The following is a 23,732-nucleotide window of genomic DNA, read 5'->3' on the forward strand; positions in this document are numbered from 1 at the left end:
TCGCGCCGGGGTCGGTCACCGATGCCAGGCTCGCGATGTACGGGTGGCGCTCCTCCGCGTCGAAGGTGTGGAACAGGCCGCAGTCCAGCACAGTGTCGAATTTTCGATCGATCCTGCCCAGTTCGAGCGCGTCGGCGGCGACGAATTCGGCGTCGATTTCCCGGTCGGCCGCCTTGGCCCGGGCGGTTTCCAAGGCTGTCTCCGCCACGTCGGCGCCGAGTACCGGCAGACCCAGCGCGGCGATGTGCACGCGTTCTCCCCGGTTCCGCAGCCCGCGTCGAGTACCGATCCGGTGAAACCGCCTTCGGCGGCCACGCGCACCACGGCGGGTTGCGGGCGGCCGGTATCCCATGGGGCGGGCCCATCCCGGTAGGAGGCGTCCCACGGCAGCCCGGTACTGCGCTCGTGGCTGGTGGGTCGTCTGCCGCCGAGCGGATCGTGGGCGCGGTCTCCCCGCTGTCCGGGCAATGCCGTCACCTCCCTGTCCGGGCCCCTTCACCACATGGTGGCACGGCCGGCGGCGAATACCGAGGATCGACCGGCACCTGTCGGACCTCTGCTGTTCAATGCGTGGTGTGGACACTGTGGACTTCGCGCGGGTCGTAGCGGAATTCGGTGCCGGCTCAGCGCTGCTCGTCGAACCGGGGACCTCGGCCGCCGCGCACGTCCCCGCACACTGGGCCCCGATCGCCGGTGCCCGCGACTCCCGCGCCCGGAGCGCGGCCGCGGTGGCACTGTGGAATCTCGATATGTTCGAGCTGGTGCCCCGGTTCGGTGCGGTCTTGGCCGAATGTCTCGACGATGTGCGGGTCTGTCTGCTGCGTGGCGACTGGGTGTTGCTGTACGCGCTGCGGAAACCCTTCCAGCCGCACGAGTTCCGTATCGGCTGGGATCCGGAGACATTCGGCGCCGATGTGCCGCGCCACTGGGATGCGCTGCCGGAGCCGCTGCGGGTATTCCTCGGTATGGTCCATGCCGGGTTCACCGATCTCGACGGCGTCTCCTTCGGCCCCACCCGCCCGCGCGATATGCAGACCTATGACGAGCTCGGCCTGGCCGAATCGGTGCGGAACCGGGATACCGACGAACGAATTCCGGGCGACCGGGCGATGCTGATCGCCAAGGGCCTGGGTGATACCAACTACTTCGCCTCACCGGACCTGCCCGTTGACACGGTCGGCTGGGAGTACGGCGGCGATATGGAACGGCCCATGGATTTCGGCCGCACCCTGGACGACCTGATGGGCTACGGTTTCCAGCTGGAACGCGACCTCTCGCCCGAACCCGCCGCGCCGGTCACGCCGGACGAACTTCGGCGGCGGGTCGCCGCTCTGTCGACCGTGCGAGCGGCACGAGCGATCGTGTGGAACCGCGAACTCACCGAGGACACCGCTCGCGCCCGCATCCGCGAAATCGTCACCGAACTGCTCGACGCGCTCGACGGCCAGCTCGGCGCCCGGCCCCAGGACGGTCCGGACGGGGAGACGATCCTGCCGTGCGACGACGACGCCGGAAACCTCTACCAGGTGGATCGGCTCGAAGCCCGCTATTTCCTCGATCCGCCACCACCGGACCGGCCGCAGGCCTATCTGCCGTTGATCCTCGAGCAGCGGCGGACGCTCGGTCACGGCTCGTCGGCCACCGGGTCCGCGTTCACTGTCGCACGACGACGTACTCACCGGGGTTCTCCTGGAACTCGACCGCTGCCGCGATGGCCGGATCATCGAGATCGGGGCTTTCCGGCGGGACGACCACCAATTTGTCGTCATCCTCGTACAGCCGGTGGACGATTGCGATACACCTGCCCCGGGCGGCGGCCAGCGGCTTGTCCGGACCGAGATAGTAGGCGTCCAGTTCCTGACCATCCGGCGCGAGCGTCCCGGGGACGTAGCCGTAGTTCACCGTGTAGAGGAACCCACAGCGCGGGTGCCGGCTTCCGTACGGGCGATCGAAGGTGAGGTCGACGGTGCGGCCGAGGAAGGGGCGGGCCATGGTGAGCGATACCGAATCATGTTCCGCGCTCCGATCCGTCACCGGATCACGCTCCGAGTCGGGACGCCATCGCCTGGCCATCCGTCGGTGGCGATCGTCGACAGCTGATCGAGGGTTTCGCCGATCAGCGTGGCGAAATCGGTGTCCGGATGCGCCGGTACTGCGAAAACCGCCGCGAATGCCGCACCGACCACTGCGCCGACCAATGCGCGGATCGCGGGGTCCCCGGGGTCGGCGCCGGTGCGGTCGGCGACCAGTTGGGCGATCGTGTGCCCGGTACCGACCAACTGGTCGAGCAGCATGGCCCGCAGCGGTGGCACCGATGTCATGAGCACCACCCGTTCCCGCAGCCGGCGCTGTTCGGGGGGAGGGAGGTCGGTGAAGGTCTCCTTCAGCGTCGCCCGGACGGCTTCGAATGCGCCGACGGTGGCCGGCTGCGCATGGAACCGTTCGGCGAACGATAGATCGAGTGTGTCCCAGGCCACGACATCTTCCTTGGTGGGGAAGTACCGGAAGAAAGTTCGCTCGGCGACCTCCGCGGCCGCCGCGATCTGTTTGACCGTCGTGTTCTCGTAACCGTCGCGGGCGAACAGCCGCAGTGCCGCCTCCTGGATCGCCAGCCGGGTGCGCTCCTTCTTCAGCTCGCGTAATCCGGTCACGGAACCAGGCCCAGGAGTCGTTCGGCGTTGTGCTGCGCGATACGTTCCCGATCGGCCGGGGCGACCGGGAGCCGGTCCAGGAAGGCGCGAGCCGTGTCCATGGACCCGTAGGGGTGGTCGGTGGCGAACAGGATCCGTTCCACACCGACCTCGAACAGCAGGTTGAGGAAGGTGGGCGTCCAGTTGAAGGCTGCGAACGTGTAGTGGAGGTTGGTGCGGAAGTACTCGCCGATCGGGCGTTCCAGCCGCACGACCCGGGACATGACCTGTTCGAACCTGGGCAGCATGAACGACAATCCTTCGCCCATATGACCGACCACCAGTTGCAGATCGGGGAAGCGGTCGAACGCCCCGCTCAGCACGATCCGCAGCGCATGGGTCGCGGTTTCGATATGCCATCCCCAAGCGCTGGTCGCGAAGGCCTGCGCCACCTCGGCCGGGTAGTTGCCGAGATAGGACGCCTCGATCACGGCCTGCGGCGGCGGTGTCGGGTGCAGGTAGATCGGCACCCCCAGTTCGGCGGCGCGTGCCAGTATCGGCCGGAAGCATTCGTCGTCCAGATAGCGGCCCCGGGTGTGCCCGTTGATCATCGCGCCGACGAAACCGTATTCGCGCACGACACGGTCCAGTTCGTCGGCGGCGCTCTCCGGTGCCGGAGTGGGCAGTGTGGCGAATGCGGCGAATCGATCCGGGTGTCGCCGAACCGCCGCGGCCACCTGATCATTCGCGTCCCGGGCGAGGGCCACGGCTTCGGCGGGGTCGGACTGTTCGACACCGGGGGCGGTCAACGACAACACCTGCACATCGATGCCGGCCCGGTCCATGGCAGCGATCCGCTCGTCGCCGAGATCGGCCAGCATTTCCGGCAGATGTCCGACGCCCGCTGCCCGCGCCTGTTCGGCCGTCGTGCGTCCGGGACCCGCCAAGAACGCCGGGGTCGCGAAATGTTCCTCGAGGGCGATCGTCCGCACAGTTCCTCCCGAAACAATATTTACTTTCTTTTGGCAGTCTACTGCCAATTTGTCGATGCCGGAGGCTTCGTGGTTCGCGGTGGGGAATGACTTGTGTCTCCCCCCAGGGGAGACAGCAGTCTGGTGCCCATGGACGACGAGACGCTCTACACGATCGGGGCCCTGGCCGAACGGACCGGACTCTCGGTGAAAACGATCCGGTTCTACGCCGATCGGGGAATCGTCCCGCCGACCGCCCACAGCCCGGCCGGCTACCGGCTCTACGACACACACGCGCTGGCACGCCTGGAACTGGTCCGCACACTGCGCGCGCTCGATATCGACCTCGCGACAGTGCGCGCGATCCTGGCCCACGAGACCTCCCTGCGTGAGGTGGCGGCCGCGCACGCGGAAGCCCTGGACGTGCAGATACGCAGTCTGAGGCTCCGGCGTGCGGTGTTACGAGCGGTGGCCGACCGGGATTCGAATCCGCAGGAGATGGAACTGATGCACGAATTGGTCAACCTGTCCGCAGCCGAACGGCACCGCCTCGTCCACGATTTCGTCGACGAAACGTTCGGCACGGTCGACGCGAACCCAGCTGTCGTGGGATTGCTGCGATCGAGCATGCCGGACCTACCGGCCGAGCCCACCACCGAACAGGTCACCGCGTGGATGGACCTGGTGGCACTGGTGCGGGACGAGACCTTTCGTGCCGCGGTGCGCCGGATGGCCGAATACCAGGCGAAGGAACGAGCCGCGGGCGACGACACCGGACTGCACCATGAGCTCACGGAAGCCGTGCGCGATGAGGTGACCGGGGCGCTGGAAGCGGGTATCGACCCGGGCACGGCTGCGGCCTCCCCGATAGTCGATCGGCTGGCCGGGCGCTATGCCGAGACTTTCGGCAGGTCGGACGACAGCGTACTCCGGGGCTGGATCCTGGAAAGGCTGGAGGTGGCCGATGATCCCAGGGTCGCCCGGTACTGGCAGTTGGTGTCCGCGGTCAACGGGTGGCCGGCACCGCCGGATCTGGGACCGGTGTTCGCCTGGTTCGCTCGTGCGCTCTGCGAATCCCTGTCTCGGTATCGGACGCCGGAATCGCCGGGCACTGCCTGAGCGCGCCCGGTGCGATGGCGGAACAGGCAGATCCCGTCGCGCCTCCCGGAACCTGCGCGACTACCGCACTAGCATCCTGGCCGTCGGTCGACGCTGTTCGCGGTCCGGGATGACGGCGCAGCGGCCATTCAGCCTCCGGAAGCAGGTTCATGAAAACTGCGCTCGCCGTGCTCGCCCGATTCGCTGTTGTATCGCTGGGCTGCGTAGCCGCGGCGCTGCCGCTCGGCGTCGCTCGTGCCGAGCCCGCGCCGGCGAATCCTGTCCTGGTCATCGGTGGTTTCGATGCCGACCGGGGCATTCTGGAGAATCTGCGGGCGGAACTCGCCGACCGTGGTTACCGGGCCTACTCCATGGTGCTGCCCGCGGCGCCCGCCGGGTCCTCGGGGACCGAGGGGATCGCGGATTCGGCGGCAGTGGTCGCCGGCGAGGTCGCCGAGATCCGGCGGACCACCGGTGCCCGGCGGGTGGATCTGGTCGGGCACTCCATGGGCGGGCTGGCGCAGCGGCACTATGTGAAGTTCCTCGGCGGCAGCGATTCGGTGGGAACCTATCTCGACTTCGGCACCCCGAACTACGGTCAGCCGCTCGGGTTTCTCTGCGCGCCGCTCTTTCCCGGATGTCGTGACATAGCCCCGGACTCGGAGTTCCTACAGCAACTGAACACTCCGCCGGCGCTGCCGCCCGGTCTCCCGGCCTATCACCTCTACTCGGAGAACGAGGGACCCGAACGCCTGCACCTGCCGGGTGCGGTGAACGCCGGCGTCCAGCAGTTCTGTTCCGGCCGCCATGTCATACATCGCGACGAACCGCAGGACGCGGCGTTCCAGGATCTGATCGATTCGGCGCTGCGCGGCGGGCCGCTCGCCACGGACTGCCCGCGGCAGTTCTTCCTCAGTTCGCGGTAGTCCGTCGCGGTGGTGGATCGCTCGACCGGAACACCGGATCATGCCCCGGTCCAGGCAGGGTCCCGGCCGATGAATGCCATCAACCGGTCCTGTGGAGACGCGTCCGGGGCGACGGGGACGGCGGTACCGAATTGGCCGCTGTCGCGCAGCATCTGCTCCACCGGCTCCATATCGGCCAGGGCGGCCGCGCAACGGTCCTGGCCCAGGTCCGGTTCGCGGCCGAGGGCTTTGGCCAGATCCCAGGAATGCATCCAGATATCCGGGGTGTAGAACTCGTCGATGGCCTCCTCCACAGGCCGCTGCCCGAAGTGCGGGTTGCGCAGAACCCGCCCCGCGGGGTTGTCGAGTATCGCCTGTATATCGGCGACGTGTCGTTTCCACGCGGCTACCGGGTCCGCGGCGACGTCCAGGGGGGTGAGGTCGATATCGGCGCCGCCGAGCAGCCCCCGGGACCACTCGACCAGATGCGCGACGATATCCAGAGCCGTCCACTCCGCGACCGGGCTCGGGCGCGACCAGTCGCCGGGGCCGGCGGATTCGACGAGTTCGGTGAACCGGGCCGCTTCGGATGCGTGCCGATCGGCCGGGCCGGTGGGTGCCGCCGCCATCAGGAACGCTCCGCGAGCAGTTCGTCGAGCTTGGCGTAGCCCTCTTCCACCCCGACATTCATCCCGCTGGCCAGCATGCCGTCGCGGATTTCGAAACTCTCGACCACGCTCAGGACCCGCAGCCGGGTGCGTCCGCCCGGCAGGCGTTCGAAGGTCACCTTTTCCAGTGCGACGCCGTCGGGTTCGCCCTCGTAGGTGAAGGTCCAGACGATGCGTTCGTCGGGCCGGATCTCGTGGAAGCTGCCGAAGAAGGTGGCGATTTCGACGCCGTCCCGATCGTTGGCGAAGGCCCAGGCGCCGCCGGTGCGGGCGTCCCAGGCGGTGATCCGGGTGGTGATGTCGCGCGGCCCGACCCATTGCGCGTAGAGCTCGGGGTCGACGTGGGTGCGGAAGACCTGCTCCGGGGCGGCGTCGAACTCCCGGATGATCTCGATGGTCGGGACCTTCTCGTCCGCGATGATCTCGGTGGTGGTCATGATGCGTCCTTCTTTCGCGGGTCGTCGGTATCGGTCATGCGGTTCAGCAGGGCGTCGAGGCGCTGATAGCGCTCCTCGGCCTTCATCCGGTAGCGCTCGATCCACTTGGTCATCAGGCCGAACACCTCCGCGTTCAGGTGAACGGGCCGGCGTTGGGCCTCCCGGCTTCTGGTGACCAGACCGGCCTCCTCCAGGACTTTCACATGCTTGGAGATCGCCTGAAGGCTCATGTCGTACGGTTCGGCCAGCTCGCCCACGGAGGCATCGGCATCGGCGAGCCGGGCGACGAGATTGCGCCGGGTCGGGTCGGCCAGTGCCGCGAACGCTCGGTTGAGCTGTTCGGTGTCCTCGTCCACTATGGTTCCTCAACTACTTGGTTGAGTAAGACCATAGCGCGTCGGGCCGGGTTATTCAACCATGTGGTTGAGGAAGGTTCTCGCCTCGGCCCGAAGACCTCGGCGACGCCGAGTCCGGTGTGGAAGATGTTGGTTACGCGGCAGCGCGGGCGGCGGCCTTCTCGTGCACCGGTATGCCCGACACCGCGTATATACGCGGCTTGCTCACCCACACGGTGTGGGTGAGCAAGCCGGTCTGTCCAGGCGACCGATCCACTGCCGGATGAGAACGGTTGCTCGCCGGCCATGAACGTGTCCGGTCGGCTCCTGGGAACAGTGGTTACCGGGCGTAGTCGAGCACCACGTCTCCCAGCACCGGTGCGCCGTCACGTTCGACAGCGGTGGCGCTGATGATCAGCTGCCCCGGCTCCCGCCAGATCCGCGACCGCAGCGTCTCCCCGGGGAACAGCACGCCGGCGAACCGCGCCTTGAACCCGGTCACCCGGCCGGCGACGGAGTCCAGCACCGTATCGGTAGCGGTCTTGCAGATGATCCCGTAGGTGCACAGACCGTGCAGGATCGGCGCCGGGAAACCCGCGCCCTTCGCGAATTCTGGGTCGGAGTGCAGCGGGTTGCGATCGCCGCAGAGGCGGTAGAGCAGGGCCTGCTGCGGCAGGGTCGCGGTGGTGACGTCGAAATCCGGCGCACGGTCGGGGAGTTCGGCCTTGCTGCTCGGGCCGCGCTCACCGCCGAATCCGCCTTCGCCGCGGGCGAAGATGGAGGACCGTTCGGTCCACAGCGCTTCGCCGTCGGAACCGGTCACGGTGAACTCCTGCACGATCACCGCGTTGGCGCCCTTGTCCCACAGTTCGCTGATCCGGCCCGTACGGGTCGCCTTACCCGAGGCGGGCAGCGGCCGGTGTACCTGCACTTCCTGCGAACCGTGCACCACTTTGGCCAGGTCGATATCGACGCCGGGGAACTTCACCTTCGGCGGGTCGGTATCGCGCAGGGTGTGGGCGACGGTGGCGAAAGTGGGCAGTACCTGCGGTTCCCGGTCGTCGAGGTAGCGCAGTTCGGCCGGCTCGGTCCACCGGTGACCGGCGCCGATGCCCAGGTGGTAGAGCTGGACATCGGAGGCGGTCCAGGAGAATTCTTTGCTCGGCAGTTCCGCTCCGAGCGCGACTTTCGGATCGATGGGCATACGGATTCTCCTCGGATCGGCTCAGGCCGCGGTCTTCTTGCGGTCGATGATGTCGTGGACCGCGAGGTAGCCGAAGGCGATCGCCGGTCCGATGGTGGCGCCGGGGCCCGCATAGGTGTGGCCCATGACCGGGGTCGACACGTTGCCGGAGGCGTACAGGCCCTCGATCGGGGTGCCGTCCTCGCGCAGGACCCGCGCCGCGGTATCGGCTACCAGGCCGCCCTTGGTGCCGAGATCGCCGGGAACCATCTTGGCCGCGTAGAACGGGCCCTGGACCAGGGACGCCAGGCACGGGTTCGGTTTCACGGTCGGGTCGCCGTAGTACCGGTCGTACTGGCTGTCGCCGCGGCCGTAGTCCTCGTCCTTACCGGTTTCGGCGAATGTATTGAACCGCTCCACCGTGGCCGCCAGCTTGTCGGCGGGCACCCCGATCTTCTCGGCCAGTTCCGGCAGGGTCGCGGCCTTCACGATGAGGTCGTTCTCCATCCACCGCGACGGGAACTTCAGGCCCGGCTGCAAGCTGGCGAACATGTAGCGGTTGCGGTAGCGCTGATCGAAGACGAGCCAGGTCGGGATGTTCTCGCCGGGGCCCTCACCCTGCCCGTACTCACCGCCGTACATGGTGTGCACGGCCTCGACATAGGGCGCGGACTCGTTGCCGAACCGCTCACCCCGCGGGTTGATCATGATGGAACCGGGCAGGTTGCGCTCGGACAGCGCGAACCAGGGCTTGCCGCCCTTGAAGATGGTGGGCCCCCACCAGGCGTCCTCCATGAAGCCGATAGCGGCGCCCGCGTCCATGCCGGCGACGATGCCATCACCGGTGTTGGTGGCGGCACCGGTTGTCCACTCAGTGGTAATCGGTTCGCGCTGGTACTTGGCCCGCATCTCGGCGTTGTGCTCGAACCCGCCGCTGCCGAGCACCACACCGTGGCGCGCGGTGAAGGTGACCGTTTCGCCCTTGTGGGTGGCCTCGACGCCGGTGACCTTGCCGTTCTCGACGACCAGTTTGGTCATGGGGGTGTCGAGCAGCAGGGGCACGTTCGCGTCCATCAGGCCCTTGCGCATACCGGCGATGACCGCCTGCCCCATCACCATCAGATGTTTGTTGGTGAACTTCGCCCAGTAGGTGCGCGCCCCGACGCGCAGGGCCCGCAGCATGCCCTTCGGGTGGCGGCGGATCAGGTTCAGCCGCACGAAGTCGGCCTGGGTGACCGCCACGTTCAGCGGCGCCTTGGAATAGGGCGGATGGATATTGAACCGCTCGTCGCCGAGGATTTTGGCGTTGAACGGCTTCGGCTCGCAGGATCGCCCGCCCGCCCGGCCGCCGGGGGCCTCGGGGTAGTAGTCGGAATAGCCCTTGACCCAGGTCATCTTCAGCGGCGAGTGCGCGAGGACGAAATCCATGGCTTCGGCGCCGCGGTCGATATAGGTATCGATCCGCTCGGCGGGCACCACATCACCGATGATGCTGTGCAGGTACCGGCGCGCTTCCTCGCGGTCGTCGGGACCGCCGGATTCGCGCAGGGCCTTGTTACCGGGGATCCACACCCCGCCCCCCGAGCGCGCGGTAGATCCGCCGTAGTACGGCGCCTTCTCCAGGATCACCACACTCAGCCCGTTGTGCGCGGCGGTGAGGGCGGCGGTCATCCCGGCGGCGCCGCTGCCGACCACCACCACATCGTATTCCCGATCGTTCATGTAGAACACGTTATAGAATGATAGCGCTGTTGGTCTATGTTGTCTGGCAGAAGACTTGTTCTGCGGCGTAAACAGCAGGGAAACTCGTTTCAGTTTGTGGTGGAGTTGGTAGATGACGCACGAATGGGACCTGGCCGCGGACGTGGTGGTCGTGGGATACGGCGCGGCGGGCGCGGCCACGGCCTTGCAGGCCACCGAGGACGGTGCGCAGGTACTCGTGCTGGACCGCTTCACCGGAGGGGGCGCGACCGCGCTCTCCGGCGGCATCATCTACGCCGGTGGGGGCACCTGGGTGCAGCGCGCGGGTGGGGTCGAGGACACCCCGGAACTCATGCTGGCCTACCTCGAACGCGAGGTCGGTGACGCGGTCTCCCCGGCGACACTGCGGCGTTTCGTCGACGGCAGTCCCGCCATGATCGACTGGCTCACCGGGCACGGGGTGCCGTTCGAGGCGTCGCTGTGCCCGTACAAGACCTCCTACCCGAACAACGACTACTACCTCTACTACTCCGGCAGCGAGATTTCCGGCGCGTTCGCCGATATCACCCCTGCTCAGCGCGGCCACCGGGTCAAAGGCTGGGGCACCTCCGGCAAGAAGCTGTTCGCCCCGCTGGCCCGATCGGCGGAGCGGCGGGGCGTGCGGGTGGAAACACTGACCACCGCTACCGCCCTGGTCACCGATGACACCGGCGCGGTCGTCGGAGTCGAATGCCGGAGCCTGCGCAATGCGCCCGCGCGCGTCAAGGCCCGTTACGCGCGGCTGGCCGCGATCGCCGCCAAACCCGGTATCTACTACCCGCCGCTGCGCCGGGCGCTCGAGAAACGGCTGACCCGGCTGGACCGCAGGTACGCGACCACGCTCCGGGTACTGGCCCGGCGCGGCGTGGTGCTGACCGCGGGAGGTTTCATCGCCAACCGCGAGATGCTGCACGCCCACGCGCCCGCCTACAAGAACGGGCTGGCCCTGGGCAGCTCCGGCGACGACGGCAGCGGGATCGAACTGGGCCGCAGCGTAGGCGCCGCGACCGACCGGATGGGCAATGTCTCGGCCTGGCGATTCCTGCTGCCACCGAGCTCGTTGGCCGGCGCGATGCTGGTCGACGGAAAGGGACAGCGGGTCATCGACGAGACCCGCTACGGCGCGGCCGTCGGCGACGCCCTGATCAACCGGCACGACGGTATCGGCTGGCTGCTCGCCGACGACGCGCTCATGCGTACCGCCATCTCCCAGATCGGACCACAAGCCGCCTGGTTCCAGCGCATGCAGTTCGAAGTGATGCGCCGGAAGGCCAAGCGCGGGAAAACCCTCGACGAGGTCGCCGCCGCCGCGGGTGTCGACCCGGCCGGATTGCGGGAGACCGTCGCCGCGCACAACAGCGCCTACGCGACGGGCGCACCCGACCCGGTGGGAAAACCGGCCGAATACGTGCGCCCGGTGGGCACCGGCCCGTACTGGATGCTGAACGTCTCGATCGAACCGAGCCTGACCAATCCCTGCCCGATGTTCACCGTCGGCGGACTGGTGGTCGACGAGGAGACCGGGGCGGTGCGCGATATCCACGGCGAGGAGATCCGGGGCCTGTACGCGGCGGGCCGGACGGCCGCGGGCATCTGTGTGAACTCCTATGTGAGCGGGCTTTCGCTGTCGGACTGCGTTTTCTCCGGCCGCCGGGCGGGGCGAAACGCGGCGGGCGAGGCATCGGTGGTGGAAGGCGTGGCCGGAGCGCGGTCGGTAGGTGGCGTGCCGGAGGGCGGGCCCGGCTCGCCACCCGACTCGGTGCGGGCCTGACTGCCGCGTCGCTGTCGCGCTACTCGTCGTAATGTCCGCCGACTCCGATTACTACCAATTCGGTCTCGGTCACGTAGTAGATCAGCCGGTGCTCGCGGGTGATCCGTCTCGACCATTTGCCCGCAAGCTGGTGTTTCAGCGGCTCGGGCTTGCCGATACCCGCGAAGGGGTCGGCAAGTGCGGCGGAGATCTGCTTGTTGGCGGCTCTGAGCACCGAGCGATCCCGGGCGAGCCACGATGTGTAGGCCTCCCAGCCGTAGGCCGTGAACACCAGCTTGCGCTCAGGCATCGGGATCCAGCAGCTCCTGAGTCTCGAACCGCCCCTCTTCGGCGTCACGCGCGGATTCGAGCAGCCGGACTCCGCCATGTGTCGCCAGGACGTAGAGCGTCTCCTGAATGGAGTTCCAGTCGGATTCCGACACCAGCACAGCGTTCTGACCGCTTTTGGTGACGACCGTGACAGTGTCATGGTCGTCGTTCACCTGCTGGACCAATGAGAACAACTGCTGACGGACGGTGGAGATGGGTAGTGCGGTCATGTAGGCGCCCCTCGGTTGATTCGTACGACATATCGTACAACTCGGCGCCTGGTCCGGTCTATCCGTGTGGCTGCGATCGTCAGCTGCGAGACGTTGTTGTCTGCGGGGCGTGACACGTCAGGACGTCTATCGCCGAGGGTGAAGGGGCACGCGGGTCGACCTCCTGATTCGGCGTAGGTCATAACGCCGAACAGTTTCCCGTACTGCCGAGGGCGACGGGGTCGGACGTCGAGAAACCCCCCGCCTCACGACGCCTGGAGTAGCCGAAGGCCGGTGGTCAAATTCGAATGGGAAAAAGGCGCACTGACACCATAGTCCTTCATCGGACCCTGCGGCGGGTGCTCACCGGAAAACCGATGCCAGGAGCGGGGAATAATGTGCGCAACGACGCTGCCGTCCAGAGTTCGAGGCGAGACCGATATCCCGGACGGGATCGCCTGGACCGTCCCGACGATTGTTCAGCTGGAGCATCTGCTGAAGGTGATGCGGCGGTGGGCGGAGATAGCCGAGGATCGCCGTGGCTGACCGGGTGGCCTTGCCGCCGGCCGTCGCACTGATCCGGCTGAACCTCCCGATGAGCGATATCGACCTGCACGAGCTCGCCGCAAGACACGGATACCGGCTGGTGTACACGGTGAAGACGGATACCGTCTCACGGCTCGCCATGCATGCGCTGGCCCGGCACGCCGCCGAGGCCGGAGCCGAGGCGGTCGTGGTACCGAACTTCGAGCATGCCGACGACCTCCGCCACCTCATCACCGAGAATGCCGCCCTCATCACGCCGGTACAGATCTACCCCCGTGGGCATCGATGGCACGGCGCAGATCCCGAACGAGGGAGAGCATGATGTGGGCCGATGCGGTGCCGGTACTACTCGTAGCCGCCCTGGTCGGTCGCACGCTTCGGCCGGGACCCAGACCCTCATCACGCTGGGCCCCGGCCGAGAAGCGCACCAGAACGATGGTTATACCCGCGCCGACACTTCGACCTCCGCGGGCTCATCCGGGCCGGCGGAATCCCTACCGCCACGCAGCTTCCGGACCACCATCGCGATGATCGGCCACAGCAGAATCGCCGCGATGATTGTGTAAACAATTCTGGCGAACCAGGTGTCGACCAGTCCGCTCAGCGAACCGTCACTGATCTGCAGTGCCCGCCGCATCTGCATCTCCGCGTTCGGCCCCAGGATGACGCCGATGATCGCGGGCAGCAGCGGCAACCCGAATCTGCGCATGATGAAACCGATGACGCCGATCACCAAGAGCAGTACCAGGTCCACTACATCGCCGGATACCGCGTACGCACCGACGCTGGCGAAGAACAGGATCCCCGCGTACAGGTAGGGCCGTGGGATGCGCAACAGCTTCGCCCACACCGGAGCCAGCGGCAGATTCAGCACCAGCAGCAGGACGGTGCCGATGAACAAGCTCGCGATGAGCGTCCACACCAGCTCCGACTCGCGTTGGAACAAAAGAGGTCCTGGCTGGATTCCGTACTGCTGGAACGCTGCCAGCATGACCGCCGCGGTCGCCGTGGTCGGCAGACCGAGGGTCAGCATGGTGGTCAGCGTGCCCGCCGCCGATGCGCTCGCGGTCGACTCCGGGCCGGCAACGCCTTCGATCGCCCCTTTGCCCCACTCGTCCTTGTGCTTGGAGAGCCGCTTCTCGGCCGCATACGACAGGAAGGTCGGGATCTCCGCACCACCGGCCGGCACCGCGCCGAACGGGAATCCGATAAGAGGCCCACGCAACCAAGACTTCCAGGACCGGTCGAAGTCCTGGCGGCTCAACCAGGCTCGGCCCACCGGAATCGCCGTGCCCGGGCGCCGGCGCAGATGCGCGGCCACCCACAGGGCCTCGCCGACCGCGAAAAGCCCTACTGCGACTATGATCACGTCGATGCCGTCGGCCAGTGGCAATGACCCGAAGGTCAGCCGCTGCTGGCCGGTGATCGGGTCCAGCCCGATCAGCCCGAGCGTCAAACCGATTCCGAGCGACGCGAATCCGCGTACCCGCGAGCTGCCGAGCACCGAGGTGACAGCGATGAACGCCAGCAACATGATCGCGAAGTAGTCGGGTGCGCCGATATTCACCGCGAACTTCGCCACCAGGGGCGCGGTCAGCACCAACAGTGCGGTGCCGGCGATACCTCCCACGAAGTGGCCGATAGCCGCGGTCGCCAGCGCTTGCGCGCCCCGGCCCCGTTTGGCCATCGGATGGCCTTCGATGGCGGTGACCACCGCGGCGGTTTCGCCCGGGGTGTTCAGCAGGATGGAGGTGGTGGACCCGCCGAACATACCGCCGTAGTAGATGCCGGCGAACATGATGAACGCACCGGTCGGCTCCACGCTGTAGGTGAGGGGAAGCAGCAACGCCACCGCCATCGCCGGCCCGATACCGGGCAGCACACCGATCGCGGTGCCGAGCAGCACACCCACCGCGGCGAGCAGCAGATGCACAGGCGTGAGAGCAGTGCCGAAGCCTGCCACCAAATTGGTCAACGCGTCCACGTCAGAGGACTCCTTCCAAAGGCCCGCCCGGCAACGTGACGCCCAGCAATTCGCCGAACACCACATAGGTCACCAGAGCCAGCGCCACCGCGATGAGCGGGTCGCGCACCCAGTGCCTGCTGCCCAGCGCGAACGCCGCACCCCAGAACAGGAGAGTGCCCGCGATCGGGAACCCGACGATGTCGATCAGCACGATGTTGGCGACGAACACCCCGACCAGTAGGGCGACGGTCCGCCATTCGGGCGGTGTGGACAGGTCCACGTCCTCGCCGCCTTCGGCGTCACCGCGGCCACCACGCAGCACATCGACGGCCAGCGCGACCGCGACGAGTACCAGCAACGCGCCGACCACCAGCGGCATCGCCATCGGCCCGACCGGGCCGCGCTGGGTGAAGCCGGTCGGCATCCGCATGGCGTCGATGATCACCACGGCGCCCGCACCGGCGAGTAGCGCAGAGACGACCAGTTCGGAGCGGTCTTGGAACCAGCCGGCTCGTGGTTCCGGGACGCTGCGCTGCGGCCCGCCGACGTCTCCCGGCTCTGGGGCTGCCGAACTCATGCCAGCCCCAGATCTTTCAGCACGGCGCCGCACTGGTCGGTCTGCTGCTGGATGAAAGTGCCGAACTCCGCGCCGGACAGGAACGCGTCGCCCCAGCCGTTGGCGCGGACTGCTTCTTTCCATTCCGCGGAATCGTGCATCTCGGTGTACGCGTCGATCAGGGCCTGGCGCTGTTCGTCGCTGATGCCGGGCGGTGCGACCACACCACGCCAGTTGGTGAACTCCACATCGATGCCGGACTCTTTCAAGGTCGGCGCGTTCACGCCGTCGATGCGTTCGGGGCCGGTCACCGCGAGTACGCGCAGTTCACCGGCCTGGATCTGGTCCAGGTATTCGCCCACGCCCGACACGCCGAAGGCGATCTTGTTGCCGAGCACCGAGGCGAGCAGCTCACCGCCGCCGTCGAACGGGACGTAGTTCACCGCCTTCGGTTCGATGCCGATGGCCTTGGCCACCAGCATGGGCGCCAGGTGATCCGGACCGCCGGGCGAGGAACCGCCGCCGACCGGGACCGCGCCCGGGTTCGCCTTCCACTCCGCGACCAGCTCGTCGATGGAGGTGTACTTGGAGTTCTTGGAGACCACGATGATGTCGGGCTCGTCGATGAGCCGCGCGATCGGCGTGGTGTCGGTCAGCCCGGAGGGCGACTTGTTCGTATATACGCTGCCCACGACGCCGAGCCCCATCTGCATGACCAATTTGCCGTTGCCCTTCTCCCCGACCAGTCGGCCCAGGCCCACGGTGCCGCCGGCGCCGGGCAGGTTGAAGACCTCGACCGAGCGGGCGATACCGGCGTCTTCCATGGCTTTGGCCGAGGTGCGGGCGGTGATGTCGTAGCCGCCGCCGGGCGAGTTCGGGACCATGATCCGGACTCCGGACAGCTTGTCGGCCGAGCCGCCCACGCCATTGCAGGCGGTCAGGGCGACGGCCGCGAAAACACCGACGAAGGCCGTCAGCAACTTCCGAGTTTTCACGGGAGCTCCTCATCTATCATCATTGAATCGGAAGAGATTGTGAGCTGGCCCACGTCGTTCTGTCTGCTTTGCGTCCACAACGTAGGTTGTGGTCATAGTGTTCACGCCGAACACGACCTATTTCGGCTGGTTTGCGGCGACACTTGCGGCGGGCGAGTTTCACAGGAGGTAGGCGTGGGCAAGAGAGGCTCACTGGCGCGGCGGCTGCTTGCCCTGCAGTTGCTGATCGTGTTCGTGCTGCTCGCCGCGATCGCCGCGGTGGTGGTAGTGCAAGTGAGCGAGACGTTCCGCAATACCGAGTCACGGCGGATGCTCGGCATCGCCGAGGACGTCGCCGCAAACCCGAGCCTGCGGGTGCTGCTGGCCGACCCGAAGCAGCATCTGCGGCTGGCGCCGTTCGCGACCTCCGCGCAGGTCGCCTCCGGCGCCGATGAGGTCGTCATCGCGCGGGCCGACGGCAAGGTCCTCACCTCGCAGGACCCGACGGAGATCAACAAGCCACTGCGGCCGGCCGGCTCCACAGTCGGCGAGGGCGGGGCCTGGGTAGGCGAGATCGACGGTGCGGTGATCGCGCGTGTGCCGGTGATCGGGCAGGGCGATCACCAGGTCGTCGGTTATGTCGCGGCGAAGAAGGCGCAGCCCGCGATCTGGCATGTCCTCACCGGATCCTTCCCCGGGCTACTCGGCCTGCTCGGGATCGCCACCGGGGTCGGGATCGTCGGATCGCTGTCGCTGTCCTGGTGGGTGAAACGGCAGACCTTCGGGTTGGAGCCCGCCGAGATCGCGGCGCTCGTCGAACATCGCGAGGCCATGTTGCACGGTGTCCACGAGGGGGTGGTCGGTATGGATCAGCAGTACCGGGTCACCCTCCTCAACGATCAAGCCAAAGAGCTACTGTCCCTCGGTGATGTGGCCGGGCGCAGCGTGTACGAGCTGGGGCTCAATGAACGCCTGCTCGACGTGTTCACCGGCAGAGCCGAGGGCACCGACCTGATCGGCCTGCGCCGCGGCAGAGTACTGGTGATGAACCGGACTCCGATCCAGTGGGATCAACGCACGCTGGGAGCCGTTGTGACACTGCGGGATCGGACCGAGCTGGTACGGATGCAGGATCAGCTCACCGAAAATCGCAATACCGCTGATTCCTTGCGCGCGCAGGCGCACGAGTTCAGCAACCGGCTGCACACCATTGCCGGGTTGATCGAGCTCGGCGAGTACGACGAGGTCGCCGGCTACATCACGCGGGTCAGCGCCAGCCGCGATCAATGCCAGGCCGAGGTGACCGCGCGGATCGCCGATCCCGCGGCGGCCGCCTTGCTCATCGCGAAGTCCAGCTTGGCTGCCGAACAGAGTGTCGGACTGAGGCTTTCGGCTACCAGCTCGTTGCCGAAGGTGGACGCCGGACTATCCGGCGACATCGTCACCGTGGTCGGCAATCTGGTCGACAACGCTCTCGACGCGCTCTCCGGTCCCGGCTGGATCGAAGTCGACCTCCGGGTGCTGGATTCCGCTGTGCACGTGATGGTCCGGGATTCCGGCCCCGGGGTCGCCCCCGAACTCGCCCGTGAGGTCTTCCGTCATGGCTTCACGACCAAAGCCGCGGCGGGCGGTCAGCGCGGACTCGGCCTGGCCATCACCCGTCAGGCCTGCGTCCGTCGCGGCGGCACCGTCTCGGTATACAACGCCGACGGCGCGGTCTTCACCGCGACCCTGCCCATGGGGATTCACATATGATCCGGGTCCTGGTCGTCGACGACGACTTCATGGTCGCCAAGGTACACAGCGGATACGTCAGCAAAACGCCGGGTTTCACCGTCGCCGGCGTCGCGCGCAGCGGCGCAGAGGCTCTCCGCCTGATCGACGACCTGCAACCCGACCTGATCTTGCTCGACATCTATCTCCCCGATCTGGACGGGCTCACCGTCTTGCGCGGTATCCGCGAAACCGCCGAAGCCACCGACGTGATCATCATCAGCGCCGCCGACGATGTGAACACCATCCGCACCGCCATGCGCGGCGGCGTCCTCCACTACCTCATCAAGCCCTTCACCTACGGCGCTCTCTACGACCAACTCCAGCACTTCGCCGCCCTGCACACAAAACTCGGTGAGCTCTCCCACGCCGCCCAATCCGATGTCGACCAGGCCTTCGCCGGCCGCCCCCGCACCGCCCTCGCCCTTCCCAAGGGCCTGACCGCACAGACCGCCCTCCTCGTCGAAACCGTACTTCGCGCCAACGATTCCGATCTCTCCGCCCGAGAATGCGCCGACGCCACCGCCCTATCCCGGGTCAGCGCACGCCGGTACCTGGAATATTTCGCCGAAACCGGTAGCGCGGAGGTGCGGTTGCGCTACGGTGCCACCGGCCGACCCGAACGCCGCTACCGCTGGATTGGCGCCTGATTCCGGGATCCGCGCGACGGATCCCGGGTTACACCCGGCAACTGTCAGCTCCGCGGCCGGCGGCCCAGGTAACGCAGCAACTGGTCCGTGCTGGAACCCTCGCCCTCGACGATCGGGCCGTAGGCGCCCCAGTCGCGCAGCGGTTCGATCCGGCCCTGGGCCGCGGCGAGGATCGGGGCCGAGAGTTCATCGGTCAGCGGCGATTCCTGACCGGTGGCGACCGCGATATCCCAGGCGTGCACCGCCGCGTCCAGGGCGCACAGCACTGCGGCCACCGGAGTGGGCAGCGGGCCGAAGGGGAGCGGGGTGGGGACGCTTTCGGTGCTGTCGGTGACGGTGGACCAGGCGGTTGCTGTCTCCGCGAGGGCGGCGGTGACCAGGGCGACGGGTCCGTCGGCGACCGTGCCGGTGGGGGAGAAGGGGTCGTAGGCCGGGCCGGCGCCCACGCCGAGTGCGGCAGCGAAGGCCCGCTGATCCCCGGCGGCGTGCTCGGCGACCTGCGCGACATTCCAGTCCGCGCACGGGGTCGCCAGCTGCCACTGATCGGAATCGACTCGCGCGATCACCGCACGCAGCGCGTCGTGGGCGGAGGTCAATACCTCGCGCCAGATCGGGGCGAGCTGAGCGGTGACGTTCTGTGCGGCGGTGGTTTCCATTGTTCTGCCTCTCGGTCGTTTTCGGCGTTGAACTCAGACTATGGCCCTATTAGGCTCGTTTTGTTCCTGATAAGAACACCGCGGAAACGAGAAATTTGTGACCTCCACCACAACCCGAGTGCTCCGGTTGCTGTCGCTGCTCCAGGACCGCGGATACACCGGTCCCGAACTGGCACAACGGCTCGGTATCACCGACCGCACCCTGCGCCAGGACATCGCTCGCCTGCGCGAACTCGGCTACCCGGTACACGCCACCCGGGGCCCGGTCGGCGGCTACCGCCTCGGTCAGGGCGCCACCATGCCGCCGCTGCTGCTCGACGACGACGAAGCGGTCGCGGTCGCCCTGGCCATGGGCCTCGCCGAGGACGGGTCCACCGGTATCGCCGATATAGACCACAGCGTCAAACGGACTCTCGCCAAATTGGAACGGATCCTGCCCAAGCGTTTACAGCGCACCGTCAACGCATTGCGCGAGACCACCGCGGTCGGCCCGGCGACGATCGGCTCCCGGGAACCGGACGCGCCGGTGCCCGCGGAAACCCTCGCCACGATCGCGGCGGCGATCCGCGCCGCCCGGGAACTCGAACTCGACGATCTCCGGGTCGAGCCGTACCGGCTGGTCAGCTGGCAGCGGCGCTGGTACCTGGTCGCCTACGACCTCGATACACACGCCTGGCGCGCGTTTCCGGTGGCGAACCGGCGCCGGGTGGTGACGGGCACTCGTCGCTTCGCTGCCCGGACCCCACCCGAGAGCGATCTCGTCGCCTTCGTACTCCGGGAGGTGGCCTCGGCCGGTTACGCCGTGCACGCCCGGGTCACGGTGCTGGCACCCGCGGAGACCGTTATCGCCCGAATCAATCCGGCGGTCGGGGTCGTGGTGCCGGTCGACGAGGACTCGTGCCTGCTGCTCACCGGCGCGGACGCGATGGAGACGATCGCCATCTACCTGAGCATGCTCATGATGGATTTCCGTATCGACGGCCCACCGGAACTGGTCGAGCACATCCGCACCCTGGGCCGGCGGTACCGGGAGGCGGTCGCCCATCTCTGACAGGGCCGGGCCTGTGTGTCGAGCGGTACCGCGGCCGGCCGGTGAACCAGCGGTTATACACGCCGGGAGGATGTCGCCGGTCGGCCATGCAGCGAAGGACATCGATTCGGGTGGTGACCACCGGACCGGTCGCCGGCCGGTCCCGCCCACGCGTACGGATCCCATACCGTCGGAAATACGCGGCCCGCTGGGCTTCCGGATACCGAATGCTCAGGCGGTCGCCGCGAGGGTCGGATAATCCGTGTAGCCCTCGGCCCCGCCCACGTACATCAGGTGCGCGTCGCGGATCGCGTTGAGCGGCGCGCCGCGGCGCAGGCGTTCGACCAGGTCGGGGTTGGCCAGGAAGGCACGGCCGAGCGCGATGTGGTCGGCTCCGGCGGCGAGCAGGCGCTCGGCCCCGTCGAGGATGGCGCCGGAGTCGCGGGCATCACCCGCGGGATTGGCGACGAGGCTGCCGGGCCACAGTTCACGGAGCCGGCCCAGCAGTGGATCGTCCGCGTCGACCCGGACGATGTGCAGGTAGGCGAGACCCAGCCCGGCGACCGCGGTGACCAGCGCCGGATAGATGGCCTCGGTATCGCCCTCCGCTATGCCGTTGACCGGATTGGCCGGCGAGATGCGCAATCCCACCCGCTCCGGGCCGATGGCCGCCGCCACCGCGGCGACGACCTCGACCGTGAACCGGATGCGGTTCTCGACCGGACCGCCGTACGCGTCGGTGCGGTGGTTGGTGTTGCTGGCCAGGAACTGGTGCAGCAGGTAACCGTTGGCGCTGTGGACCTCGACCCCGGCGAAACCGGCATCGACGGCATTGCGCGCGGCGGTGACGAAATCGGCTACTGTCCCGTGGATCTCGTCGACCGTGAGTTCCCGCGGCGTCACGGCCGGCTGATGGCCCGACGGCGTGTGCACGGTATCGGGCAGCGGGATCGGCGAGGGCGCGACCGGGACCAGGCCGCTGTTGTCGGGATGGCCGACCCGGCCGCCGTGCTGGAGTTGCAGGAACATATGGCCCCCGGCCGCCCGGACGGCCTCGGTGACGCGGCGCCAGCCGGCGATGTGCTCGGCACGGTGGATACCGGGGATATTGGCGTAGGTCTGACCCACCTGGTTCGGGGTGGCGGCCTCGGCGATGATCAGGCCCGCGCCGGCCCGCTGGGCGTAGTAGGTCGTCATCAGGTCCGACGGCGTGCCGTCCGCCCCCGCGCGGTTACGCGTCAAGGGGGCCATCACCAGGCGGTGCGGAAGCTCCAGACCGGCGAGGCGAGCGGGAGCGAATAGATCACGGGGCGCTGTGGTTGTCATGCCTGGACGGTAAGACCTGACATTGATGTGAAGTTCAAGCCCGAACAGGAAAATGCGAGGTGAGCATGCGAATCGGAGAATTGGCGCAGCGGACCGGGGTCAGCGAACGATCACTGCGCTACTACGAAGAGCAGCGGTTGCTCACCGCCGACCGCACTCCGGGCGGACATCGCGACTACCCGGAGCACGCCGTGGACCGGGTCGTGCACATCCAGGAGCTGTTCGCGGCCGGACTGTGCAGTAAGAAGATTGTGGAGATCCTGCCCTGCATGCGGGACGCCGACGGCGGCGCCAACGAATTCGCCACGCCCGCGCTGGTGAACGAGCTACAGGTCGAACGGGACCGGATCGACCGCATGATCGCCGATCTGCTCCGCTCCCGCGAGGTACTCGACGAGGTCATCGAGCGGGCAGGGGCGGGTTTGACGGCGACGGCTGCGTGAGCTTCATCGAATAGACCCTGCCGCGTTCGGCATCCGTATCCGACACCGGACATGGCGCTGCGCCGGTGAGTATCCGGCCTCCAGCGGTCCGCGCCGGTGGCATCCCGTGAAACCGGGAAGCGGCCGAACCGATCCCGTCACGTCCAACGTTCCAGCGAAAATTCACGTGCCGATTCTGCCGGCCCCGCGTCCGCCCCCGGCTACACTCGGGCCCACTGTCCCCGAGTCAGGTGGTGACTCATGGCGTTCGCGGTGTGGGTACGGTCGGTTCCGGTTTTCACGTCGCTGCTGGTGACGGCGCTGAGTGGCTGTGCGTCGCCGAGCGGCGGCGACCCCGGCGCGGTGGTCTCCTCGACCGCGCCACCGGGAGCGGCGCAACCGTCCACGGCCGCGGCGACCGAGGATCAGCAACCGTCGGACCCGCCGCCCACCACAGTGGTTTCCCTGGTCGCCGTCGACGGATCCGGCCGGCCGGCCGACGGTTTCGATGTCTCCGGTACCGCCCCCGCCGGTCGGCTCGACTGCACCAACGGCATATCCAGTCGTTCCGCGACCAGCCCGGGTATCTACCACTGCGGTGCCTCCGCCGACGCCGCCGATATCTGCTGGGCGAGGGCGAGTGGAGCCGAACTGCTGTGCGCCGATGATCCCTGGAACCGTGAACTGCGCTGGTACAGCGTCGAGCCCCGGCTCGAACCGATCGGGAAAACCGCCGATCCCGAACCGTGGGCGCTCGAATTGGCCGACGGCCGCCGCTGCCGTATCCGGGTGGGCGGGGCATGGGGCGGCCGGGCCGACGGCCTGGTGGGCGCCTACTCGTGTACCGGCGGCGCCGAGGTCGTCCTGCAACCGTCCGACGCTCGGACCGCCATCGACACCTCGGCCCCCACCTGGCATATCCGGCTGGGTGAACTCGGCGCGGGCTCTCCCGAACTACCCCCGCCGACGATCGTGGATGTACAGACGGCCTACTTCGCGGCCGCGTCCTGACACGGTTTCATCGCAGCCTCCCGGACCGAGCCGGCCGGTGGCCGAGCGGGTCGGCGGTCGGGCCGTCTACTCGGCGGCGACTTGCTGGCGAGGTGGGTTGCCGTCGGGTACCGCCGGCGCCGCGGCCGGCTGCGGATGGACACGTGCGGCGCCGACTCGCGCGATGCGGTCCCGCCCCCACGCGCCGAGCGGTTCGAGCGCGGTATTGAGGGAGCGGCCCAGATCGGTGAGACGGTATTCCACCCGAGGCGGAACCTCCGGGTAGACCTTCCGGTCGATCAACCCGTCTTCCTCGAGCTCACGTAGCTGCTGGATGAGCATCTTCTCGGACACCCCGGGGAGCCCGCGACGTAGCTCACCGAACCGCCGTACGCCGTAGTTGTCCAGTTCCCAGAGAATCAACCCTTTCCATTTACCGCTGATCACATCCATGGCGGCATCGATCCCGCAGAAATACGGCCCGAACCTTTTTTCGCCCATGTCGACCTCGCTACCTGTTCACACACCTTTTGGTAGGTACCTCACCGAATAGTAGGTACTTGTCCCGACAGCCTGTGTTGGCCATC

Annotated in this window: 27 protein-coding genes and 1 pseudogene; 10 read left to right on the plus strand and 18 right to left on the minus strand. The window is 67.6% G+C overall.

The features are described 5' to 3' along the window. The 5 genes and pseudogenes from IG75_RS36355 to IG75_RS0117655 all read right to left on the minus strand — a co-directional run. Positions 1–390: pseudogene (locus IG75_RS36355) on the minus strand (class I SAM-dependent methyltransferase); the annotation flags it as partial. Positions 391–1,151: 761 nt separating this feature from the next. Beyond that, positions 1,152–1,679 carry a hypothetical protein gene (locus tag IG75_RS40885; RefSeq protein WP_425594470.1) on the minus strand — a complete coding sequence of 176 codons (528 nt, stop codon included), beginning with the start codon at positions 1,677–1,679 and terminating at the stop codon, positions 1,152–1,154. Further along, positions 1,654–2,073 carry an inorganic diphosphatase gene (locus tag IG75_RS40890; RefSeq protein WP_373863787.1) on the minus strand — a complete coding sequence of 140 codons (420 nt, stop codon included), beginning with the start codon at positions 2,071–2,073 and terminating at the stop codon, positions 1,654–1,656. Before IG75_RS40890 ends, IG75_RS40885 begins: the two co-directional genes overlap by 26 nt. Continuing rightward, positions 2,031–2,651 (minus strand): acyl-CoA-like ligand-binding transcription factor, encoded by a 621-nt coding sequence (locus IG75_RS0117650; RefSeq protein WP_051714699.1) that lies wholly within the window; start codon positions 2,649–2,651, stop codon positions 2,031–2,033. Before IG75_RS0117650 ends, IG75_RS40890 begins: the two co-directional genes overlap by 43 nt. Continuing rightward, complete coding sequence (locus tag IG75_RS0117655; RefSeq protein WP_036514559.1) at positions 2,648–3,622, minus strand: amidohydrolase family protein; 975 nt, start codon at positions 3,620–3,622, stop codon at positions 2,648–2,650. Before IG75_RS0117655 ends, IG75_RS0117650 begins: the two co-directional genes overlap by 4 nt. 129 nt (positions 3,623–3,751) lie before the next feature. On the opposite strand from IG75_RS0117655, the gene IG75_RS0117660 reads away from it, so the two are divergent. Both IG75_RS0117660 and IG75_RS0117665 read left to right on the plus strand, forming a co-directional pair. After that, complete coding sequence (locus IG75_RS0117660) at positions 3,752–4,720, plus strand: MerR family transcriptional regulator (protein WP_030522978.1); 969 nt, start codon at positions 3,752–3,754, stop codon at positions 4,718–4,720. 149 nt (positions 4,721–4,869) lie between these two features. Further along, positions 4,870–5,625, plus strand: a complete 756-nt coding sequence (locus IG75_RS0117665; protein ID WP_030522977.1) for an esterase/lipase family protein — start codon at positions 4,870–4,872, stop codon at positions 5,623–5,625. A gap of 38 nt (positions 5,626–5,663) precedes the next feature. Here the strand turns inward: IG75_RS0117665 and IG75_RS0117670 are convergent, their stop codons facing one another. The 5 genes from IG75_RS0117670 to kstD form a co-directional block, all read right to left on the minus strand. Beyond that, complete coding sequence (locus IG75_RS0117670) at positions 5,664–6,233, minus strand: TIGR03086 family metal-binding protein (protein WP_030522976.1); 570 nt, start codon at positions 6,231–6,233, stop codon at positions 5,664–5,666. Then, a complete protein-coding gene (locus IG75_RS0117675; protein ID WP_030522975.1) occupies positions 6,233–6,709 on the minus strand; it encodes an SRPBCC family protein in 477 nt (158 codons plus the stop codon). The genes IG75_RS0117670 and IG75_RS0117675 overlap by 1 nt, the downstream gene beginning before the upstream one ends. Next, entirely contained in the window at positions 6,706–7,065 is a 360-nt protein-coding gene (locus IG75_RS0117680; RefSeq protein WP_030522974.1) for an ArsR/SmtB family transcription factor, read from the minus strand. Before IG75_RS0117680 ends, IG75_RS0117675 begins: the two co-directional genes overlap by 4 nt. A 319-nt stretch (positions 7,066–7,384) precedes the next feature. Continuing rightward, positions 7,385–8,248: a MaoC family dehydratase gene (locus tag IG75_RS0117690; RefSeq protein WP_030522973.1), complete on the minus strand. Its 864-nt coding sequence runs from the start codon at positions 8,246–8,248 to the stop codon at positions 7,385–7,387. Between the two features lie 21 nt (positions 8,249–8,269). Further along, entirely contained in the window at positions 8,270–9,958 is a 1,689-nt protein-coding gene (gene kstD / locus IG75_RS0117695; protein WP_030522972.1) for a 3-oxosteroid 1-dehydrogenase, read from the minus strand. Positions 9,959–10,061: 103 nt separating this feature from the next. Between kstD and IG75_RS0117700 the strand changes: the two genes are divergently transcribed. Further along, a complete protein-coding gene (locus IG75_RS0117700) occupies positions 10,062–11,738 on the plus strand; it encodes an FAD-binding protein (RefSeq protein WP_081876997.1) in 1,677 nt (558 codons plus the stop codon). A gap of 19 nt (positions 11,739–11,757) precedes the next feature. On the opposite strand, the gene IG75_RS0117705 is transcribed toward IG75_RS0117700, so the two are convergent. Next, a complete protein-coding gene (locus IG75_RS0117705; protein ID WP_030522970.1) occupies positions 11,758–12,027 on the minus strand; it encodes a Txe/YoeB family addiction module toxin in 270 nt (89 codons plus the stop codon). Next, complete coding sequence (locus tag IG75_RS0117710; RefSeq protein WP_030522969.1) at positions 12,020–12,277, minus strand: type II toxin-antitoxin system Phd/YefM family antitoxin; 258 nt, start codon at positions 12,275–12,277, stop codon at positions 12,020–12,022. Before IG75_RS0117710 ends, IG75_RS0117705 begins: the two co-directional genes overlap by 8 nt. A 375-nt stretch (positions 12,278–12,652) precedes the next feature. Here IG75_RS0117710 and IG75_RS39160 point away from each other — a divergent pair, with 375 nt between their 5' ends. After that, positions 12,653–12,802: a hypothetical protein gene (locus IG75_RS39160; protein ID WP_156059026.1), complete on the plus strand. Its 150-nt coding sequence runs from the start codon at positions 12,653–12,655 to the stop codon at positions 12,800–12,802. After that, complete coding sequence (locus IG75_RS0117720; protein ID WP_245713426.1) at positions 12,795–13,124, plus strand: hypothetical protein; 330 nt, start codon at positions 12,795–12,797, stop codon at positions 13,122–13,124. The genes IG75_RS39160 and IG75_RS0117720 overlap by 8 nt, the downstream gene beginning before the upstream one ends. A 117-nt stretch (positions 13,125–13,241) precedes the next feature. Here IG75_RS0117720 and IG75_RS0117725 read toward each other — a convergent pair whose 3' ends face one another. From IG75_RS0117725 to IG75_RS0117735, 3 genes are read right to left on the minus strand one after another with little or no spacing between them, the layout of a single operon-like run. Continuing rightward, the gene (locus tag IG75_RS0117725) at positions 13,242–14,786 is read right to left on the minus strand and encodes a tripartite tricarboxylate transporter permease (protein ID WP_030522967.1); all 1,545 of its coding nucleotides are present in this window, start codon (positions 14,784–14,786) and stop codon (positions 13,242–13,244) included. 1 nt (position 14,787) lies between these two features. Continuing rightward, positions 14,788–15,345 (minus strand): tripartite tricarboxylate transporter TctB family protein, encoded by a 558-nt coding sequence (locus IG75_RS0117730; protein ID WP_030522966.1) that lies wholly within the window; start codon positions 15,343–15,345, stop codon positions 14,788–14,790. After that, on the minus strand, positions 15,342–16,319 hold the full coding sequence (locus IG75_RS0117735; protein ID WP_156059022.1) for a Bug family tripartite tricarboxylate transporter substrate binding protein: 978 nt from the start codon (positions 16,317–16,319) through the stop codon (positions 15,342–15,344). The genes IG75_RS0117730 and IG75_RS0117735 overlap by 4 nt, the downstream gene beginning before the upstream one ends. Before the next feature lie 174 nt (positions 16,320–16,493). Between IG75_RS0117735 and IG75_RS0117740 the strand changes: the two genes are divergently transcribed. Beyond that, the gene (locus IG75_RS0117740) at positions 16,494–18,053 is read left to right on the plus strand and encodes a sensor histidine kinase (RefSeq protein WP_030522964.1); all 1,560 of its coding nucleotides are present in this window, start codon (positions 16,494–16,496) and stop codon (positions 18,051–18,053) included. Next, positions 18,050–18,721 carry a response regulator gene (locus tag IG75_RS0117745; protein ID WP_030522963.1) on the plus strand — a complete coding sequence of 224 codons (672 nt, stop codon included), beginning with the start codon at positions 18,050–18,052 and terminating at the stop codon, positions 18,719–18,721. Before IG75_RS0117740 ends, IG75_RS0117745 begins: the two co-directional genes overlap by 4 nt. A 44-nt stretch (positions 18,722–18,765) precedes the next feature. Here IG75_RS0117745 and IG75_RS0117750 read toward each other — a convergent pair whose 3' ends face one another. Beyond that, on the minus strand, positions 18,766–19,377 hold the full coding sequence (locus IG75_RS0117750) for a TIGR03086 family metal-binding protein (RefSeq protein ID WP_030522962.1): 612 nt from the start codon (positions 19,375–19,377) through the stop codon (positions 18,766–18,768). 97 nt (positions 19,378–19,474) lie between these two features. Here IG75_RS0117750 and IG75_RS0117755 point away from each other — a divergent pair, with 97 nt between their 5' ends. Beyond that, on the plus strand, positions 19,475–20,428 hold the full coding sequence (locus IG75_RS0117755; RefSeq protein ID WP_030522961.1) for a helix-turn-helix transcriptional regulator: 954 nt from the start codon (positions 19,475–19,477) through the stop codon (positions 20,426–20,428). A gap of 210 nt (positions 20,429–20,638) precedes the next feature. On the opposite strand, the gene IG75_RS0117760 is transcribed toward IG75_RS0117755, so the two are convergent. Then, complete coding sequence (locus IG75_RS0117760) at positions 20,639–21,733, minus strand: alkene reductase (RefSeq protein WP_030522960.1); 1,095 nt, start codon at positions 21,731–21,733, stop codon at positions 20,639–20,641. Positions 21,734–21,798: 65 nt separating this feature from the next. Between IG75_RS0117760 and IG75_RS0117765 the strand changes: the two genes are divergently transcribed. Further along, complete coding sequence (locus IG75_RS0117765; RefSeq protein ID WP_030522959.1) at positions 21,799–22,176, plus strand: MerR family transcriptional regulator; 378 nt, start codon at positions 21,799–21,801, stop codon at positions 22,174–22,176. 240 nt (positions 22,177–22,416) lie between these two features. Beyond that, entirely contained in the window at positions 22,417–23,166 is a 750-nt protein-coding gene (locus tag IG75_RS0117770) for a hypothetical protein (protein ID WP_030522958.1), read from the plus strand. A 66-nt stretch (positions 23,167–23,232) separates the two neighbouring features. Here the strand turns inward: IG75_RS0117770 and IG75_RS0117775 are convergent, their stop codons facing one another. Next, a complete protein-coding gene (locus tag IG75_RS0117775; RefSeq protein ID WP_051714700.1) occupies positions 23,233–23,646 on the minus strand; it encodes a winged helix-turn-helix transcriptional regulator in 414 nt (137 codons plus the stop codon). Positions 23,647–23,732: the final 86 nt, after the last annotated feature.

The sequence above is a fragment of the Nocardia rhamnosiphila NBRC 108938 genome, assembly GCF_000720425.1.
GTDB lineage: Bacteria > Actinomycetota > Actinomycetes > Mycobacteriales > Mycobacteriaceae > Nocardia > Nocardia rhamnosiphila.